This is a genomic window from Pedobacter anseongensis (assembly GCF_037482965.1).
Classification (GTDB): domain Bacteria; phylum Bacteroidota; class Bacteroidia; order Sphingobacteriales; family Sphingobacteriaceae; genus Pedobacter; species Pedobacter anseongensis.
Genome location: NZ_JBBHKB010000004.1, coordinates 398905 through 418784 on the forward strand (window position 1 = coordinate 398905; position 19880 = coordinate 418784).

The window sequence follows — 19880 nt, forward strand, 5'->3', positions numbered from 1 at the left end:
CAAATACTTACGTCGATTGTAGTAGTAGTAAAAATAGCAATACCGCTAATTAATGTTTAACCTAATATAATTAACATGAAAAATTTATCTTTTTTACTCTTACTATTGGTTTGCTTCTCTGCCTGCAAAGAAGATAGCTTAAATGAAACCTCGGCAACTGCTGATCAAAAAAATGGAATTTCAAAAAACTCTAGCGTGACGGCAGCGGCTGTCGACCCTTGTTCGGCTCCAGGAAATGTTGCTAAAGTAACTTGCCTCGTTCAAACCTTTAAAGCAAGTTTAACTGCTGATCAAGCTTCTGCCTTACAAATCCCGTTATCAAAAACTAACGCTGTAAAATGGTCGGGCCTTACGGGTGGCATAACCCTTAGAAATGGAGTAGAATTTAGCACCTTAACACCAGCTCAAGTTTCTGCTGCAAAATCTATTATTTCTAGTGCTGCCGGCATAACTGTAAACGAAGGTTGGGATGAATTTAATCAAATTAACTTAGGCGATGCCTATTTAGGTTCGATTGGTGGTTCTGCTTATGGAACAGGAAAATACTCGATTGCAGTTTTAGGCGACCCTGCATTAGAGGGCACTTGGATGTTGCAATTTGGGGGACATGGTTATGCACAAAACATTACTTATAAAGATGGGGTAGCGGTTAGCGGTTCACCTTCGTTACAAGGTACAGAACCTAAATCATGGGATTTTGGTGGCGTCAATTATGCACCATTAGCACAAGAGCATGATGTGATGACTACTTTATTGGCTTCTTTATCAACTGCACAGTTGGCATCTGCAAAATTAGCTTCACCTATGACAGATTTAATGTTAGGAGCTGGTAAAGACGGCCAATTTCCTGCCACTAGAGCCGGAGTTAAAATGAGCACTTTAAGCTCAGCAAGTCAAAACAACTTCATTTTGGCTTTACATCCATGGTTAAATGATTTTAGCTATGATTTAAAAACTAGATTATTAAATATTTATACAGCAGAAATGGCCGATACTTACATTTCGTATAGTGGTAACCCTACTGCAAACTCAGGTAATCCAAATTCATTTTTAATGGCTGATGGCGACTATGTTCGCATTGATGGACCAAGTGTGTGGATAGAATTTATGGTTAAAAAAGGAACAATATTTACAAATGATGTGCAATATCAAACTATTTATAGAGATCACACTCGAGATTATAATGGACTTTAGTAAATAGTTATATAATGAGTTTATAGAGCAGTAACTTAATAGGTTACTGCTTTTTTTTTTTGCTAGGATTACTAAAATCATAGGATTAATAGCGCGTTACAAAATCTCCCAATCTTTTGACTTTCGGACTAAAAATTATACTAAGTTTTTGAGGTAATCAATCGTGGTTTCGAAAAATGTTGAGATATTAAGTCCGTTGCTATGGTTAAAGTACATAAATATTAATAGCAAAATAACCGCAATGTAGATGAACTTTTTAAAGGCAAAAGCGAGAATTATAATAATTAAGGGAATAAGTATTAAAAAAATTATACTTATGGTAATCGGCTTTAAGTCGCCATTTTTTTTAATCACATAAAGTAATTTGCTATGTGTGCCACTATCATTTTCGTGCTTAAAGTAAACGAAGGTTGATTTGTTTATTTGTAAAGGTAAAATAGCTACGCCATTAGCAAAAGTTATTTCCTGGCTAAAACCACTTACACTAAAGGTGTAAATTCCATTAATACTTTCTAAAGGTTGATCGAGGGAGTCTGCTGCGATAATAGCGAGTTTACTATTTTTGAGAAGACTTTCTTTAACTATAAAATTATTGATATTAGAACTTTGTGCAAAGCCAGTATTAAAGCTAAATAACAGCACAAATAGGTAAATGTATTTCATTCTATAGATCGTTTATTATAAATTAAATATCCCAAATGTAACAAAATGCCATTTCTCTTTATGGCATCATCATATAAATTATAGCTTAAACTAATAGGCCCAACCGGAGTATGATAAACCAAACCAGCTGTACCTGCATATCGCCATTTGCTAAATGCATCGGTATAAGAAACGTTTTCAGGACCAGCTTGTACAAATTCTCTATAAGGTATGAATAAATATCCTTCTAATCTTAAATCGAAATTTTTTTTGAGATTAAAAATATTTTTTATTCCACCAGCAGCGTAACTAGTTGCCCTAAAGTTATGAAGAAATAACGATTTACTATCTTGTAGCGGATAAAATGCTGGTGCAGAAAGTAGGGAGGCGTAATAGTTGTTAAATAAAGGCTGGTCTGATAAAACGCCTTCAATTAAATAACCAGCAGTGTATTTTTTGCTATGAAAAAAATAATATTCATCGCTTATTTTCAAAGAAGGCCAACTTCTAAACTGCCTAAATACTGTGGGCTTGACCGTTGCAAAACTATAACTATTTCCTGGTGTGTAATTTTCTTTTCCAGTGGTGTAATTAATGCTTAATAAGAAACTTTGTCCACGGTTAGCGTATTGCTTTCTATTCAAGGAATTTTTCTCAAATACTAAGCTTGCTTTTAGACCATTAAATACTGTTCGGTCTAATATATCTCCAACGTTAAAGGTGTTTGTGGGGCTGTAGTTATCGCTATTGTTAATAAATGAGTTTATCAAAGAAACTCTTGCATTTTTATTTAGCGGAAATCCCATTTTTAAATCAATGCTTCGATCGGCTTGTTCGATGTAGGTGGGGTTTGGGTTTTCGATAAAAATCTCACTATTGTTGTAATAGTTCCAATGGTTATATGTAAACTCGGCAGCTAAGAAAAGGGGCAAGGCCGATGGATAATCTACCCGGCCGTTTAATTGGAATGATTCATAAAATCGGCCAGAGTAAAAATTTGTCCCAAAGGTATATGCCCTCTTGTTTAAGTAATTATACTGTAGGCCCAAATACACATTACTTATTGGTCGAGAAGAAATATTTCCACCGAAATCTATTTTAAAGCTTTTTTTAGGTTGCGCTACGATTTCAAAATTATAACTATCGGTTAATTGGTTATAAGATATTTTTGGGTAAACGGTTTCGAAGGTTTCGTCGGCCACTAGTTTATAATAACCTTGCTTAATATCTGTCATATTAAATGTAGCCTGATCTCTTTTGAACAATCGTTCGATGTATTTTTTCTGCTGTGTATTTACACCCGTTACGCTTACCGTACTAAACATGAGATTGGGTTTACGTTCGTTAAAGCCATTCCGCTTTGCCAAGAGTTCTGGTTCGCTTATTCTACGAGAAATAGAATTTTTAATCCTTTCCATATCGGCCATGGTAGCATCGTAACCTTGTTTAATAAGTTCTGCTACGGGAGCAAAATTTGTGGTGGTGTAATCGGCCAGAGCAGGCTGAATATATACGCCATTTTTACCCACTAATGTAGAATCCGATTTAGATAGAAACATGTACACCAAGAAACGATTCATCAATCGATCATCGTTTTTTGGATATTCGTTAAATATTTTTGATGAAACATTTGCGCCGATGATAAAATCTGGCTTGAATTGTTCTTTCATTATGTCAGCTGGGAAATTGTTGTAAAGGCCACCATCAAATACATATTTTTCGTCTAATTTAATTGGTCGGTACACCAAAGGCACAGTCATAGTGGCTCTTACCGCTTCGGCCAGGCTCCCTTTATTAACGGCAATGCTTTTTTGTGATAATACATCAGAAACCATGCATCGGTAGGGTACAAATAGATTATCGAAATTATCTTTCGCAATAGCAGATGCTTGAGCAAAAAGTTCTAGTAAGGCAAAATTTAAGGGAATATCATTTACAAGGTTCGGTCTAAAACTAATTCTTAAACTGGTATCGGCCGATAGTTTAGCGGTTAATATGGAGGCATTGCTGTTGTTTTTTTGATAGTAAAAGCTATAATCGCTACTGTATCTTCCGCCTACCCAGTCTTGAAAATCGCTACTTAAGGCTATTTTCTCCATTTCTTTGGGTGAGTATCCAGCGGCGTACATTGCACCAACAATGCCACCCATAGAAGTTCCTGTAATATAATCTATTGGAATATTGTTTTCTTCTAACGCTTTAAGAACGCCTATGTGTGCTAAGCCTTTTGCTCCTCCACCACTTAAAACCAAGCCTACTTTTTGCGCATTAAGTTGAAGCGCAAAAAATATAAGAGCTAAAAGAAATAAGCATTTGCGAAACATCATCTATAAAAATATCGTTATTTCTTTTAATAACGTATTGATGATGTGATTTATGACAAAAAATTTATCGCTTAATTCAAAATATAAATGCTATATGTTAAGTACGAAGCAAAACTAACCCATAAAATATAGGGGATAAACAGCAAACCGGCGAGTTTATCAATTCGGTAGAATATAAATGCTGTAGCAATAATGGTTAACAGTAAAATTCCGATTTCTACGAGTGCAAATCCGATTTGATTTTGATAAAAGAATAAGAAAGACCACATTAAATTTAGGAACAACTGCAAAATGTAAATAAATAATGCCCAACGGTAATCAGCTACTAGTTTGCGCTTTTGCCAAACGAAATAAAATGATATTCCCATTAAAATATATAAGGTAGTCCAAACCGGTCCAAAAATAGCATTTGGCGGATTAAATGAAGGCTTATTCAACGTAGTATACCAAGTTTTAACTGATTCAAACGTTAAAAAGGCACCAATTGCTCCAATCGTAAGAGGAGTTAGCAAGCAGATGATAAATGGTAGGAACTGAAATTTTTTAGTAGACATAATTAAGGGAGCTAATATAGTAATAACAAAATTGAATAGAAGTTGTTTACAACCAGATTAAAGGATGTCTCACTGGCAAATTCCGTATTACTTCTTCATTTCTTGGTTGGTGATCTGCTTTTTTCCAAGTTGCTAAAAATTTTTTATCACCATAAGCTAATGCAGCAAAGAGAAGCGAAGGTTGTGCTACGGGCCAATTATCCCAATACATTACGTCTTTGGCATAAGGCCATTTTTCTTTTTCGGCTAAAAACGGATATAAGAAAAGCACGCCTTGATTAATTCCTAAACCCTCTGGTGTTTTATAGGCCCACAAGTTATCTTTTGGCGTGCTTAAAAGCTGACAAATAGTAGTAAGTGCATCCAAATTAAAGATAGAATAACCATATGGTTTGGTTCTTTTAAGTTCTAATGGCAAACTTCCATCTTTTTCCATTTGTTGGGGTAAGAGTACTTCTTTAAAACGTTTTCTGCAAAATTCTATCAACGCTGTGTTTTGTGTAAATTTAGCAAAGCAAGCCACTTGCATAACCCAGCAGGTGCCGTGGTTATTTTTGGCATTCATTTCGTCGACACCATATTTGTGGGTGGTTAGCCAATTTAAATAGTTCGAAAACCAATTTTTAGTGCCATCAAGGGTTTGCGTTGGTAGTGCTTTAGATTTTTGCATTGCGACTATGCCTTGTACCACTTCCATGAGCTGTATAGTGTCGATAATTCCAATTCCACGTCCAGTAGCTACTCCTTTAATAGCTTGCGCATATTGTAAATTAGGGTTCATTAAGGTGGAAGGATTTAAAAACCAGGCATCGATATGCTTTACTGCTTGCTTTACATATTTATCGTCACCAGTTAACTCATATGCAGATGCTAGTGCGCCAATAATTTGGCTAAAACGAATCATTGCCAAGCGGTGTGCAACAAAATTTTTCGGATTAGTTAATCCATCTTTTTGAATATAAGGTCCATCAGGATTTTCGGGATTAGGCCACCAATAATCACCCTCAGAATAAAAGTCATTTTTGCCGCCTGTACTTCTTTCCGAATTATGCGCGGTAACGGTAATAGGTAGCTGTTGCATCGCCCATTTGGCTTCGTTTAGCACTTGGTTTTTTAAGGTGGAAACCACTACTTTTTTAAATGAAGGATCGGGTTTAAAAGCACATAGTGCGAGTGTTAAAAGCAGAAAAAGTGGTTTCATTGGATTCATATTTGGTTATTTTTTAAAAAAGACACACAGTTTTCACAGAGGTTTTGGAGGTGGTCGATTACAAGGTTCACTTAAAGCTAAAAATAAACTCGTTTTCTGTGAATTCTCCGTTTCTCTGTGTTTAGAAAGCTAAGGTCCCTCAAACAATTCTCATTTTATAAAGTTATTGATATGCTCTGATTAAATATTTAGTATATTTCGTAAATATGTAAATTATTAGATGCAAAGGCAGAAAATCTATTAATATGGCCAAATTAAACTATAAAAACCTACTAGAAGAAGTTAAAAACTTTGTATTAGACTATTTCCATACACATCACGATGCCAAATTAGTTTATCACAACCTAGATCATACCCAGAGTGTAGTAAAGGCCACGATGCAAATTGCAAATCATTATCAATTAAATGATAGGGATTTTTTTATTGTATGTACTGGTGCTTGGTTTCATGATACTGGTTACTTTGAAGATATTCAAAATCATGAGCAGAAAGGTGGCGACTTAGCCGTTGAGTTCTTGAAGAAGCAAGATGTACCCGCTGATGTAAGGGATTCGGTAATGCAAGTAATTTTATCGACTAAAATGCCTCAACGACCGACAAACTTGCTCGAAAATATTTTGTGTGATGGGGATCTTTTTCATTTAGGCACCGAAGAATTTACCAATAAACGTAAATTGATGCACAAAGAAATGGCCTTGCTTTATGGAACAGATACAGGTAAAAAAGAATGGCGCATACGTGACGTTGAATTTCTCGAAAGCCAAAATTACCATACTGATTACTGCATGTTGTTGCTTAACGATCAAAAACAAAAGAATATAGATAAATTAAGAAGCAAAATAAAAGATGAGAAAGAGGATTTTAAACCTTTGCCCATCGATGCAAGCGTAGGTGTAAAGAATGCAGAGAAATTACTGCCCAAAAAGGACAAAAAACGTCCGGATAAAGGAATAGAAACCATGTTTCGCATTACCTCTTCAAACAACCAGCGTTTAAGTGATATGGCCGATAATAAGGCACAACTGTTAATTACCGTGAACTCAATTATCCTGTCACTGATTGTAAGTTTGGTGCTGAGAAGGCTTGAAGATAATGCCTTTTTAATTATCCCAACATTTATTTTATTGATGGTTGCATTAGGTGCAATTATTTTCTCCATTTTAGCTACCCGTCCTTCAATTCCTGATGGTGTTTTTTCAGATAATGATCTTGAGCGTAAAAAAGTAAATCTTCTCTTTTTTGGTAATTTTTATAAAATGTCTCTTAGCGATTATTCTAAAGGGATGATTAAGGTAATGAACGATAACGAGTTCTTATACGGTACGTTAATAACTGATGTATACTCGCAAGGCGTAGTTTTGGGTCGTAAATATAAACTCATACGAATTGCCTATAATATATTCATGTTTGGACTTATTGCCGCAATACTGGCTTATGTAGTTTCTTATATAGCCTACGGTAAACTTTCTTAACATGGCCGAAAATAGTTTCTTTGATAGAGATTTAAGTTGGCTCTCGTTCAACGAACGTGTTTTGAAGGAGGCCGCAAATGTGGATGTGCCTTTATTAGAGCGGATAAAATTCCTATCAATTTATTCGTCAAACCTGGATGAATTTTACAGGGTAAGAATGCCAGTTCTATTGGCGTTAACGAAACTCAGTAAAAAAGAAAAGAACCGTATTTCTCTGCCTAATGATTTATTAGACATTGCTAACGAGATGATTCATCATCAGCAACAAGAATATGGTGAGATTTTACGGAAATCCATCATTCCACAATTGAAAGATAAAGATGTAATTTTTAATTATGGCCGAAATCTACCAGAGGAATTGAATGAAGAAATTAGCCGTTATTTTTTAAGTCAGGTTTTAGCATTTTTACAACCAGTAGACCTTAATGCTAAAGAAAATACATTCTTCCCGAATAATAATGAGCTCTATTTTTTAATTACATTACCTGCGCGAGTAGTAATCTTAAATATTCCATCTAGTAACCTACCTCGGTTTTATAAAATTACTAAAAAAGCACAAACGCACATTGTTTTTTTAGACGACATAATTAGAAATAACCTTCATTTTCTATTTCCAGACGAAGAGGTAGCGGGTTGTTATAGTTTTAAAATTACGAGAACGGCCGAAATTGATTTAAAAGACGAGTATAAAAAAGACCTTGCTGAACAGATAGAAAAACAATTGCAAAAGCGAGATTTCGGAATAGCCACACGGTTTTTGTATCAACCAGGTGCTCCAGAAGAGGTGATGAATTTGTTAATTGAAAAGTTAAGCCTTCAAAAAGCAAATCAAGTTGCCGGGGGGAGATACCATAATTTAAAAGATCTCGCTAGCTTTCCAATACGAAATGAGCAGCTTGAAAATAAAGATTGGACGAAGATCAATCATCCGCCATTAGCGAAAAATAAATTGTTATATGAGCAGATTTTAGAAAAAGATATTCTTATTAACCCCCCATACCAATCTTACAATAGTGTTTTACGTTTTTTTAACGAAGCAGCTACAGATGCAAGAGTAGAAGAAATTTATGTAACCTTATATCGTGTGGCCAGCGATTCTAAAATTGTAAATGCCCTCATTAGTGCAGCAAGAAACGGTAAAAATGTATTTGTTTTAGTCGAGCTTAAAGCACGTTTTGACGAAGCGAATAACATTAAATGGGCAAAGAAGATGAAAGCATCTGGGGTAACCATTATTTATAGTGTTACCGCATTAAAAGTACATGCCAAAGTAGCCCTTGTAAAAAGGAAGGTTGATTTGCGCACTATATATACCGGACTTTTGGCGACTGGTAATTTTAACGAAACCACAGCTAATTTTTATACCGATCACATTGTGATGACGGCCAACAAAGCATTATTAAGAGAAGTGGAATTGCTTTTTATGTTTCTAGCAAAACGAATAAAGCCTGCCGATCCTGATTTAATTTCCTTTCAGTATTTATTAGTTGCTCAGTTTAACTTACAGCAACGGTTTTTAATGTTGATTGATCGAGAAATCGAACATGCAAAGCAAGGCCTGCCCGCCTCAATTATCATTAAACTAAATAACCTTGAAGAAAAAACAATGATTAACAAACTGTATGAAGCCGCTATGGCGGGAGTTACCATACAATTAATTATCAGGGGTATTTGCCGTTTAGTACCTGGAGTAACTGGAATGAGCGAAAATATTATCGTTAAACGAATTGTAGATCGGTATTTAGAACATGGCAGGATATTTGTTTTTCACAACGGGGGTAATGAAGAATTGTATATGGGTTCTGCCGATTGGATGAATAGAAATATTTATCGCCGTATTGAAGTCTGTTTTCCTGTGCTTGATGTGGATATAAAATTAGAAATTAAATCAATTTTAAAACTTCAATTATCGGATAATGTTAAAGCAGTAGAAATAAATGACAAAATGATTAACATTCCTGTTGTAACAAAAGGTAAACCAGTGCAATCACAATACCGTATCTATGAATTATTAAAGAATAAAGCTCATGTTAAAGAATTATAATAAACAGATTTTAGGGATTGCCGCTTTATCACTGATCGTAAGCTTTATTGCCATCTCATGCGTAGGCAAGAAAGAAAAAGCTGTAATTGGTCCCCCAGGCTATAATTTAAATAATCCTCAGAAATACAGTATGCCAGATATTTTGCAGGAGATTTCGGGAATAGCATTTAATAAGGGAAATAATGCTATCGTTTACGCGCAGCAAGATGAAGATGGGAAATTATTCAAACTTCCACTTGGCACGAAAGACGACACCAAGACTAAATTTGCAGGAAAAGGCGATTACGAAGACGTATCTATTATTAACAATTGGGCAATTCTATTAAAAAGCAATGGCGATTTATATTCCTTTCCATTAAGTGAAACTACCAAAGAGGAAACAGACAATGTAAAAAAAAATATGGATCTGGTGCCAAAAGGAGAGTACGAAGGGATGTTTGCCGATGAGGCAACGGGTCTAGTTTATCTTTTATGTAAAAATTGCAAAGAAGATAAGGATAGTAAATTAACGAGTGGGTATATTTTGAGCTTTCAACAAGATGGCTCTTTAAAAGCAAAAGGAACTTTTAAAGTAGATGCTAGTAAAATTGATCAGTTAACCGGTAAAAAGAAGGGTGACTTTCACCCATCTGGTTTAGCTTTAAATCCCCTTACCAAAGAGTGGTATATTGTTTCTTCGGTTAATAAAGTGCTTGTTGTGCTAAACAGCAAATGGCAGGTAAAAAATGCTTATCATTTAAGTGCCAACGTGTTTAATCAACCCGAAGGTATGGCGTTCGATAAAGATGGAAATCTTTATATTTCTAATGAAGGCAGTGAAACAGAAGTGGGTAATATTTTAAGATTCGATTATAAACCTGTGATTAAGAAATAAATATGTTAAAACGACTACTCTTTGTTATAAGTTTATTTATCACTATCAGTATTCATGCTCAAGATTCAGTAAAATACCGGGTTATCTTAATTGGCGATGCTGGGGAGATGAATGATGGTCAGGCTCAATCGCTTAAAAATGCGGCTAAGCATGTGATTAAAGGAAAAACATCTACACTTTACTTAGGCGATAATATTTATCCAGTGGGGATGGCTATTCCTGGGCTTGGTAGCTTCGAAGAAACTTCAAAAATATTGGAATCGCAGTTTAAACCGATGCGTGATGCAGGTTCGGCAGTTTATTTTATACCTGGTAATCACGATTGGGATAAATCGGGACCCAATGGTTTAGCTAAAATACAAGCGCAGAGCGATTATTTAGCCTCATTCAACGATAAGATGTTGAAAATGATTCCTGCCAATGGTTGTCCAGACCCAGTAGCCATACAACTTACCGATAAGTTAACTATAATTGCCTATGATAGCGAATGGTTTCTTTTTCCATACAATAAAGCCAATCCCGATTGCGATTGCCAAACCAAAGATGAGGTACTGCAGCGGATGGAAGATTTACTTGAGCAAAACAGAAATAAAATTATCATTTTAGCATCTCATCATCCTTTTCAAAGTTATGGTGCACATGGGGGATACTTTACGTTACGAAACCACCTATTCCCGTTAACTTCACTCAATCATAGTTTATATATCCCTTTACCAGGATTGGGCTCTGTGTACCCGGCATTGCGTTCTACTTTACTAAGTCCGGAAGACCTTAATCATCCGCTTTACAAAGACATGATAAGAAGTGTAAATGCGATATTTGGCAAAAAGCCAAATATTATTTATGCGGCAGGACATGAACATGGATTGCAATTTATTAAAAGTGATCAACTTCAAATTGTAAGTGGGTCTGGTGCTAAAGTAACTGCCAATAAAAAGGGAAAGAACTCTTTATTTCAAGAAGAACGCCAAGGATACGTTATTGCCGATCAGTTAATTAATAACAATATGCGTTATAAATACTTTGTATATATCGACTCAGGTGTAAAAGAAGTGTTTAGTTATACACAACCCTATAAAGAGCTGGCTGCAAAAGTACCTATAGCATATAAACCCATAAAAGGCGATAGCATTAGTATCCGAGTTCATCCCTCTTATGATAGCGTTGGAAAAGTGCATCGATTTCTTTTTGGTGAAAACTACCGAAAGGATTATGCCATGGAAACTCGATTTCCTGTATTACGAATTTCTAAATTAAAAGGTGGACTAAAGCCTACTCAAGTGGGTGGAGGCAATCAGTCGCGTTCACTGCGTTTAGAAGATAAGAAAGGCAAGGAATATGTGTTGCGAAGTGTAGAAAAATATCCGGAAGTATTGTTACCGCAAGGTTTACGAGAAACTTTTGCCAAAGATATTATTAAAGATAACATGTCGGCACAGCATCCCTTTGGGGCACTAATTGTGCCCACATTAGCCAAAGCGGTTAATGTACCGCATAGTACGCCTATAATTGGTTGGGTTGCCCCAGATCCTGCACTTGGCGAATATATGGCTGGTTTTGCAAACACACTTTGTTTGTTCGAAGAGCGCGAACCCCTTGGCGAATCGGATAATACCGGAAAAATGTTTAGGAAGCTGGATGAGGATAATGATAATACTTACGATGGTGCATCCTTATTACGTGCAAGGGCATTAGATATTATGGTGGGAGATTGGGACCGTCACGAAGATCAATGGCGATGGTATCCAGAGAAAACCGAAAAAGGAAAGCGCTACATTGCCGTTCCAAGAGATCGTGACCAAGTTTTTTACAGTTCTGATGGCTTTATCCAGCGTTATGCGCAGTCATCCTCACTTTTGCCGATGATGCAGGGCTACGAACGAGAAATTCAAAATATTGATTGGTTTTTATGGGAAGGAAGAGCCATGAATAGTCGATTAATGTCGCAGTTTACTGAGCAAGAATGGGATAAATTGGTACTAGATTTTTGCGCCAAGTTAACAGACGATGTTTTTGAAAAAGCATTAAAGAATTTGCCAGAGCCCAATTATACCCTTCGTCACGATCAATTTTTAGCGCGCTTAAAAGAGCGAAGAGCCTCGATGCCAAAATTGATGAACGATTACTATCATTTCTTTAATCGAATTGTAGATATTCAAACCAGTAATAAAAACGAAAGGGTGTTGATAACCGATTCTGCAAATCAACATTTAAGTGTAAAAATTAATAAGATTGCTAAAGATGGTGATATTAAAGAAGAAATTTTTAGCCGTACCTTTGATCCATCAATTACAAAAGAAATCCGTTTGTACGTGAAAGATGGAAACGACAGTCTTTTGCTGAACAATAAAACAGCGCCAATTAAACTTCGAATTATAGCCGGAGGGGGAAGGAAAACGTACGATGTGGAGAACAGTAAAGCTACCGTTCAACTTTTTGGTCGTAGAAACGGTAATTCTACGTTTACTGGATCAGATCAAGATCGTTTGCGCAAAAAGATGTCGATTGATACTGCGAATGTGGGCTTTCTAGGAAAAGATATGTACAGCCGTTCATCCTTAAACTTGAATGCTGGTTTTAATAACGACGATGGTTTACTAATGGGAATAACCTACCGGATAACCAATCCAGGCTTTAGAAAACAACCTTATGGCAATTCGCAGAAATTTTCTTTTCTTCATTCATTTGCCACTACGGCCTTTCGATTTAATTATCGAGGCGATTGGTTAAAGGCCATTGGCAAGGCTGATATTACCTTAAAAGCAGATGCTTACGCACCTGATAATACGCAGAACTTTTTTGGTGTTGGTAACGAAACTAAAAACGAATATGGGTTAAGGTATTATCGAGCACGATTTAATATCTATCAGATAGAGTCGGCATTGCGCTGGCGCAGGCCGAAATCTACTTTTAGTATCGGGCCAAGCTTTCATTTGTATAAATATGATTCTGAAGATAATGCCGGCCGAATACTTACCCTTCCATCGCAATTACACTCAAGCGACAGTTTAATTGTTGCTCAAAATAAATGGTATGGTGGTGTGGTGGCCAATTTCGTAAATAACACGAGAGATAACGATATTTTACCAACTTTAGGGAGTTATGTAGATTTTAAATGGTCTATTTTTAAAGGGTTAAATGAGTATGCAAATTCATATGGACAATTTACAGGCGATATTTCTTTATATAAGAATTTAGATGGAAGAGCTAAGCTGGTATTGGCCGATCGTTTTGGCGGAGGCATAACCATAGGTAAACCCGCATTTTATCAGCATTTATATTTGGGCGGCCAAGGAAATTTGTTGGGTTATAGACAATTCCGCTTTGCTGGACATCATAGTTTCTATAACAATTTAGAGTTAAGGGCAAAACTCGGCGACTTTATTAGTTATGTTCTGCCTGGGCAGGTAGGCTTAATTGGTTTTTATGATGTAGGTAGAGTGTGGGCAACTAACGAAAAATCAGCTTTATGGCATCATGGTGTAGGAGGTGGTATATATTTTGCGCCAGCCTCATTAGCTATATTCCGTTTTGTTATGGGAAAATCAGACGAAGGTTGGTACCCCTATGTATCGATGAGTTTTAGGTATTAACAAGAAAGTGAAATGAACACGAGCGTAATTCAAATTAACAGAAATGAGTGTATAAATTGCCAGGTTGAAGCTACCCTGTCGTTTAGACCCTTAATTACGTATTTAAAAGACAGGCTTAAAACGGAAAAGACGTTAAAGGCAGAGTTTTATCGCTTTCTATTAGAAAAAATTGAACGAGAGGAAACCTTAAAAAACGAAATTGATGTAGACGATTTAGTAAAGCACAAAGATACCTTAGAGTTAATTTATACCATCCTAACGCCTTTAATGGCAAATGAGAAAGATTTAATGTGGGCTTTAAGTACTCCTGTGCCAGACAAAATATTCTTTAGTACCGATGCTTTTTTCGAAGTACTTTCTTTACATAGCGAGCAAAAGAAATTAAATGGTACCGAAAACGAAGAAACGAAAGAAAGGCAACAACTGCAGTTTATTTACAGAATGATTTTAAATCGATTCTTTAATTATACCTCTATTCAAAAAAACGATATTCTATACGCTTATACTAATCCAGATACCCAATTAACTCAGTATTATAATATTAATGCCGACACCCAATTTATCAATATTACCTATAAAGGCGAACTGCCAGAATTAAACTTCGAATTAATAGCTGCGCAAGTACAAGAGGGCACAGAGATCGAATATTTACAAGAAGTTCTTCCTTTAAATAAATTTAAGTTCGATGGGTTTACTGTAATTTCTTTAGCCGATGTTACCTTACCACATGCAATAGAAGGCATAAGAAATGCATTGGTAAATCATACCTATGAAAACGAAGCTTACGAACACGTTATACAGGCTTTAAAAACTCTAGCTGGCGATGGGCACATCGAATTTGGTTTATTGCCCTTTTTAACGGTAAACAATAAATTTGTTTTTGATAATGCAAAAGATTCCCAAAGTATATTAATTAACTCAGGGAAAAAGCATGAACTACAGGAAGAAACATTTTATGCTTTAGTAGAAGATTACAAAGAAAATCCACGCCCTATTTTCTTTAACAACTTAACTGATGAGGTGGTTCAGCGATTTCCGTTTTTAGATGTACTTAGGAAAAATGATGTTCGTTCGTACTCATTTTTACCAATTTACTACAATAATCAACTTGCAGGTGTAATGGAAATTTACTCGAAAGAGGATTTAGAAGTAGACGACAAGTTAATCTCGAAATTACATACCGCCTTACCACTTTTGGGGCAGTTATTACAATATCGAATTGAAGAATTTAATCTTCAAATGGACGAAGTTCTAAAAGATAAATTTACCGCGTTGCAACCTTCTGTACAATGGAAATTTAATCAAGTTGTTTGGGATTTTCTAAAAAAGAACAAAGGTAAAAAGAAGACTCAAGATATAGATACGGTTACCTTTAAAGGCCTTTATCCACTTTTTGGAGCAATCGATATTCGAAATTCTACTGTAGAAAGAAACTACGCTTTACAGGCAGATCTAAAGATCCAATTAGAAAAATTAAGCGATACCCTTATTAAGCTTAAGATTATTGTACACCTAGACCTTATCGATAAAATTTTATTTAATTGTAAAGATTGGATCAAAAAAATAGACGACTTTATCAGCTCTAGTGAGGAAGCCCTTTTAAATGAATTCTTCGAATTAGAAGTATATCCGGTTCTTAAACATATAGAGAAAGGGCATAAAAGTGCTGCAGATATTATTCAAGAATATTTTCAATTCATTAATCCAAAACACGGAGAGGCTTTTGAAAATAGGAGAACCTTAGAAACATCGATGCAATTTATAAATAATGCGGTTAGTGAATATTTCGAAGAAGCACAACACACGCTTCAAGCATCCTATCCTTGTTATTTTGCAAAGTTTAGAACCGATGGAGTAGAGTATGATATTTACATTGGACAAGATATTGCTCCAGATAGGCCTTTTGATCTTCTGTACTTAAAAAACATCCGCCTTTGGCAATTAACCGCTATGGTTGAGGTGGCTAGATTAACCAATGGTTTGGTAAGTGAAATGCCCAGAGCGTTATTAACCACACAATTAATTTTTATTCACTCTAATCCGATTGATATAAGCTTTAGGAATGATGAACGTAGGTTTGATGTAGAAGGGGCCTATAATATTCGTTACGAAGTTGTTAAAAAACGAATAGATAAGGTAATGGTTAAAGGAACCGACGAAAGATTAACCCAACCTGGTAAAATTGCTTTGGTTTATTTTAATACCTACGAAGCAAATGAATACAGAGAATATATTAAATATCTACAAGAACAAGGCTTTTTACAAGATAACTTAGAAACACTCGAACTCGAAGAATTACAAGGTGTGAGTGGATTAAAAGCTTTGCGGGTAGGCGTTAACTACATGTCGTGTGATTTTTTTGATGAGCAATGGGCAAAAGTTAAAAGGTCAATTTCTATTTAATTTATTGTGAAGGCAATATGAGTTCAAATTATATAGGGAACTGCATTTATTAAGGCTTTTGTAAACTTTTTTTTTTCAGGGTTGTTAGTGTGATATCAAAGCCTTGGAAAATGAGTTTAAGAGCCTACAAAAAGAAGCGGAGCTTTAGCAAAACTAGCGAGCCACAAGGTGGAAAAAGTACCACTAAAGAATTAATGTTCGTTATTCAAAAACACGATGCATCACACCTGCATTACGATTTTCGTTTAGAGATGGACGGTGTACTTAAAAGTTGGGCAGTTCCGAAAGGGCCTTCTACAAATCCCGAAGATAAGCGATTAGCAATGATGGTCGAAGATCACCCTTATGATTATCGAAATTTCGAGGGCATTATCCCAAAAGGAGAATATGGTGGTGGAACCGTCATGGTTTGGGATGAAGGTGTATATGAACCATTAGAACAAATACGTGATATTAAGTTGCAAGAAAAACACTTACTTAAACAGTTAAAAGCAGGGTCGTTAAAAATTGTGTTACATGGTAAAAAATTAAAGGGAGAGTTTGCTCTCGTAAAAACCAATTGGAAAGGCGAAAATTCTTGGCTACTTATTAAGCACAACGATAAATACGCAAGTAAAGACGACATCCTTAAAAAAGATAAATCCGTACGATCTAAAAAAACTATTGCGCAAATTGAAAAAACTAGCGAGATTATTTACGGAAAAGAAAAAGAGCAATCGACACAAGATATTGTTAAAAAAGTAGCGAAGAAATTAGACCACAGCAAACCTGTTGAAAAGTCAATATCAAAAAGATCGATATTAAAAAAGGCAGTCAAGAGCGTCTTTTACGAAAAGGTTAAACCAAGTTTGGCTACTTTAGTTGAGAAGCCCATCGATAATGATGAATGGTTGTATGAGATTAAATGGGACGGCTATCGTGCCATTGCTTTTATGAATAAGAAGGTGAAGTTTTTAAAATCCCGTAACGACAAACCATTTGAAGAGAAATTTTATCCAATATTTAACGCGATTAAAGACTGGAAAATTAATGCAATTGTAGATGGAGAAATTGTGGTGGTTAATGAAAAAGGAATGGCCAATTTTGGTGCTTTGCAGAACTGGCGAAGCGAGGCAGATGGCGAGTTACTGTATTATGTTTTCGATATTTTATGGTACAATGGTTACGATTTGAAAGCACTTACCTTGGTAGAGCGAAGAGCCATTCTCGCTCAACTTATCCCAGACAATTCGCTAATACGAATGAGCAAAGATTTCGATACTTCTGGTACTGAATTCCTAGCGGCCGCTAAGAAAATGGGCCTAGAGGGCATTATGGCCAAACGCAAGGATAGTGTATATGAAGTAGACAGAAGAACAGCAAATTGGTTAAAAATTAAATCCAATAAACGACAGGAAGTTGTAATCGGGGGTTTTACAAAAAATGATGACTCCCCCAAGCCATTTAGCGCTTTGTTAGTTGGAGTATATGACAAAGGAAAATTAATTTATACGGGTAAAATTGGAACTGGTTTTACAATTCAAACACAAAAAGAATTAATTACTTTATTTGAGCCATTAATTACAAATAAACATCCGTTTGATGAAGAACCTGATATCAATAAACCAAGTCGCTTCAGACCAAATCCCCCTCACGCTAAAGCAAAGTGGTTAAAACCTACACTGATTTGTGAAGTAAGCTTTACTGAGATGACGAGCGATAACGTAATGCGGCATCCTTCTTTTGAAGGAATGCGTGAAGATAAAAATGCAAAGGAAGTGGTATTAGAACAAGAAGCAGAGGTTAAAGAAGTGATTAAAAACAAATATATAAAGCCCGAAAAAAAAGGTGCGCGTAAAACTTTATTAAATCCTACCGACGAAACTCAAGTACGGAAAGTAAATAATCATGAGTTAAAGTTTACCAACCTAAATAAAATTTATTGGCCAGTTGACAAGATTACAAAAAGACAGTTAATTAATTACTATTATCAAGTTGCCCCCTATATTTTACCCTATTTGAAGAACCGACCACAGTCCCTTAATCGTCACCCTAATGGCATAGATGGGCAAAGTTTTTACCAGAAAGATGTAACCGGTAAAGTGCCCGAATGGATGGATACGTATTTATACCATACAGAAGATAGTGATGAAGAAAAACATTTTCTTTTGGGGAATAATGAGGCTACTTTACTTTATATGGCAGGTTTAGGTTGTATTGAAATAAATCCTTGGAACAGTACGATTAAAAAGCCTGATTATCCAACGTGGTGTATTATCGACCTCGATCCAGATAGGAATTCATTTAACCAGGTAATTGAAGCTGCTCAAGTAACTAGGCAAATTTTAGACGATATGGGAGTTCCTAGTTATTGCAAAACGAGCGGTTCAACAGGTTTGCATATTTACATCCCTTTAGGTGCAAAATATACCTATGAACAATCTAAAGAATTTGCTAGAATAATCGTTACGCTAGTTAACCGTGAATTGCCAAAGTATACTAGTTTAGAGCGAACGGTGAAAGATAGAAAAGGGAAAATGTATCTCGATTTCTTGCAGAACAGGGCCTCTGCTACCATTGCCGCACCGTATTCTGTGCGACCTAAACCTGGTGCAACCGTATCAATGCCCCTGGCTTGGGACGAGGTTAAAAAGGGATTAAAGATGAAAGATTTTACAATTTTCAATGCCTTAGAACGAATAGAAAGCACAGGAGATTTGTTTAAGCCTGTTTTGGGAAAGGGGATTGATTTAAGGAAGGTGATTCGCTAAGCTCTTTTCTTGGTTCCCAAACTTTGCATCAACTGGTCGTATAAATTATCACTTGTAGCCTTTTGTGGTTTCATCTTTTTAACCACAACACGTTTGCCTTTCGATTTAGCTTTTATAATTTTTAGGAGTTCAACACTATATTCATCTTTAAATGCCGAAATATCAAAATCTGAGCTATACTGCTTAATTAGAGCCATACCTACATCCATTTCTTTTTTGGAGATGTTTATGTTACCTACGGTTTTAAGATCACTCAAACTGCGTATTTCTTCTTGAAACCGAATTTTTGTAATGACAATTATCCCGTCCATTGGGTGGATAACGCACAAATTTTCAGTATTTCTTAGTACAAACCGGGCAACTCCCGCCTTTTTTGATTTTTCGAGTGCTTTTAACAATAAAGCATAAGCTTTGGTGCCTTGTTTTTCGGGTTCAGTATAATACGAGGTTTCGTAATAGATTGGATTGATGTCTTTAAGATCAACAAAGTTTTCGAGTTCAATTATTTTGTTCTTTTCGGGCGCAGCCTCCTCAAAATCGTGAGGATCAAGAATAACATAATTGTCTTTTAACAAATATCCTTTAACGATTTTTTCATAAGGTACTTCTTTATGGGTATCGGCATTTACCCGCTGAAACTTAATTTTGGCGTGATCCCGTTCGTCGAGCATATCTAAATCTAGATTACTATTTTGTACACCAGAGTATAGTTTAACTGGGATATTAACGAGGCCGAAGCCGATTGAACCTTTCCAAATTGATCTCATCATAGGAAAACAATTATTGAATTAGAAAGTTTCGCTTTTAACTATAAAAATTA

12 protein-coding genes are annotated in these 19880 nt (G+C 35.7%); 7 read left to right on the top strand and 5 right to left on the bottom strand.

Annotated features, from left to right (window positions below):
• Positions 1 to 75: 75 nt before the first annotated feature.
• Entirely contained in the window at positions 76 to 1194 is a 1119-nt protein-coding gene (locus tag WG904_RS15855) for a DUF3500 domain-containing protein (RefSeq protein ID WP_339580314.1), read from the top strand.
• 135 nt (positions 1195 to 1329) lie between these two features.
• Here the strand turns inward: WG904_RS15855 and WG904_RS15860 are convergent, their stop codons facing one another.
• The 4 genes from WG904_RS15860 to WG904_RS15875 all read right to left on the bottom strand — a co-directional run bounded on the left by WG904_RS15860 (position 1330) and on the right by WG904_RS15875 (position 5915).
• Positions 1330 to 1857 carry a hypothetical protein gene (locus WG904_RS15860; protein WP_339580315.1) on the bottom strand — a complete coding sequence of 176 codons (528 nt, stop codon included), beginning with the start codon at positions 1855 to 1857 and terminating at the stop codon, positions 1330 to 1332.
• On the bottom strand, positions 1854 to 4163 hold the full coding sequence (locus WG904_RS15865; protein ID WP_339580316.1) for a patatin-like phospholipase family protein: 2310 nt from the start codon (positions 4161 to 4163) through the stop codon (positions 1854 to 1856). Before WG904_RS15865 ends, WG904_RS15860 begins: the two co-directional genes overlap by 4 nt.
• Positions 4164 to 4231: 68 nt before the next feature.
• On the bottom strand, positions 4232 to 4714 hold the full coding sequence (locus tag WG904_RS15870) for a TspO/MBR family protein (protein WP_339580317.1): 483 nt from the start codon (positions 4712 to 4714) through the stop codon (positions 4232 to 4234).
• Positions 4715 to 4760: 46 nt separating this feature from the next.
• Positions 4761 to 5915 carry an alginate lyase family protein gene (locus tag WG904_RS15875; RefSeq protein WP_339580318.1) on the bottom strand — a complete coding sequence of 385 codons (1155 nt, stop codon included), beginning with the start codon at positions 5913 to 5915 and terminating at the stop codon, positions 4761 to 4763.
• Between the two features lie 254 nt (positions 5916 to 6169).
• Between WG904_RS15875 and WG904_RS15880 the strand changes: the two genes are divergently transcribed.
• The 6 genes from WG904_RS15880 to ligD all read left to right on the top strand — a co-directional run bounded on the left by WG904_RS15880 (position 6170) and on the right by ligD (position 19060).
• Entirely contained in the window at positions 6170 to 7396 is a 1227-nt protein-coding gene (locus WG904_RS15880) for a Pycsar system effector family protein (RefSeq protein ID WP_339580319.1), read from the top strand.
• Between the two features lies 1 nt (position 7397).
• A complete protein-coding gene (gene ppk1 / locus WG904_RS15885) occupies positions 7398 to 9440 on the top strand; it encodes a polyphosphate kinase 1 (RefSeq protein WP_339580320.1) in 2043 nt (680 codons plus the stop codon).
• Complete coding sequence (locus WG904_RS15890; RefSeq protein ID WP_339580321.1) at positions 9424 to 10314, top strand: SdiA-regulated domain-containing protein; 891 nt, start codon at positions 9424 to 9426, stop codon at positions 10312 to 10314. Before ppk1 ends, WG904_RS15890 begins: the two co-directional genes overlap by 17 nt.
• 2 nt (positions 10315 to 10316) lie before the next feature.
• Positions 10317 to 13907 (top strand): BamA/TamA family outer membrane protein, encoded by a 3591-nt coding sequence (locus tag WG904_RS15895; RefSeq protein WP_339580322.1) that lies wholly within the window; start codon positions 10317 to 10319, stop codon positions 13905 to 13907.
• Between the two features lie 12 nt (positions 13908 to 13919).
• On the top strand, positions 13920 to 16310 hold the full coding sequence (locus tag WG904_RS15900; RefSeq protein ID WP_339580323.1) for a GAF domain-containing protein: 2391 nt from the start codon (positions 13920 to 13922) through the stop codon (positions 16308 to 16310).
• A 110-nt stretch (positions 16311 to 16420) separates the two neighbouring features.
• Complete coding sequence (ligD, locus tag WG904_RS15905; RefSeq protein ID WP_339580324.1) at positions 16421 to 19060, top strand: DNA ligase D; 2640 nt, start codon at positions 16421 to 16423, stop codon at positions 19058 to 19060.
• Here ligD and ku read toward each other — a convergent pair.
• Positions 19057 to 19827, bottom strand: a complete 771-nt coding sequence (gene ku / locus WG904_RS15910; RefSeq protein ID WP_339580512.1) for a non-homologous end joining protein Ku — start codon at positions 19825 to 19827, stop codon at positions 19057 to 19059. The genes ligD and ku overlap by 4 nt on opposite strands.
• Positions 19828 to 19880 lie beyond the last annotated feature (53 nt).

What these genes read in the sequence shown, in the direction of transcription:
- WG904_RS15895 (WP_339580322.1), top strand. Translation starts at nt 10,317, where the DNA reads ATGTTAAAACGACTACTCTTTGTTATAAGTTTATTTATCACTATCAGT.
- WG904_RS15875 (WP_339580318.1), bottom strand. Translation starts at nt 5,915, where the DNA reads ATGAAACCACTTTTTCTGCTTTTAACACTCGCACTATGTGCTTTTAAA.
- WG904_RS15900 (WP_339580323.1), top strand. Translation starts at nt 13,920, where the DNA reads ATGAACACGAGCGTAATTCAAATTAACAGAAATGAGTGTATAAATTGC.
- ppk1 (WP_339580320.1), top strand. Translation starts at nt 7,398, where the DNA reads ATGGCCGAAAATAGTTTCTTTGATAGAGATTTAAGTTGGCTCTCGTTC.
- WG904_RS15890 (WP_339580321.1), top strand. Translation starts at nt 9,424, where the DNA reads ATGTTAAAGAATTATAATAAACAGATTTTAGGGATTGCCGCTTTATCA.
- WG904_RS15870 (WP_339580317.1), bottom strand. Translation starts at nt 4,714, where the DNA reads ATGTCTACTAAAAAATTTCAGTTCCTACCATTTATCATCTGCTTGCTA.
- WG904_RS15855 (WP_339580314.1), top strand. Translation starts at nt 76, where the DNA reads ATGAAAAATTTATCTTTTTTACTCTTACTATTGGTTTGCTTCTCTGCC.
- WG904_RS15860 (WP_339580315.1), bottom strand. Translation starts at nt 1,857, where the DNA reads ATGAAATACATTTACCTATTTGTGCTGTTATTTAGCTTTAATACTGGC.
- WG904_RS15865 (WP_339580316.1), bottom strand. Translation starts at nt 4,163, where the DNA reads ATGATGTTTCGCAAATGCTTATTTCTTTTAGCTCTTATATTTTTTGCG.
- ku (WP_339580512.1), bottom strand. Translation starts at nt 19,827, where the DNA reads ATGAGATCAATTTGGAAAGGTTCAATCGGCTTCGGCCTCGTTAATATC.
- WG904_RS15880 (WP_339580319.1), top strand. Translation starts at nt 6,170, where the DNA reads ATGGCCAAATTAAACTATAAAAACCTACTAGAAGAAGTTAAAAACTTT.
- ligD (WP_339580324.1), top strand. Translation starts at nt 16,421, where the DNA reads ATGAGTTTAAGAGCCTACAAAAAGAAGCGGAGCTTTAGCAAAACTAGC.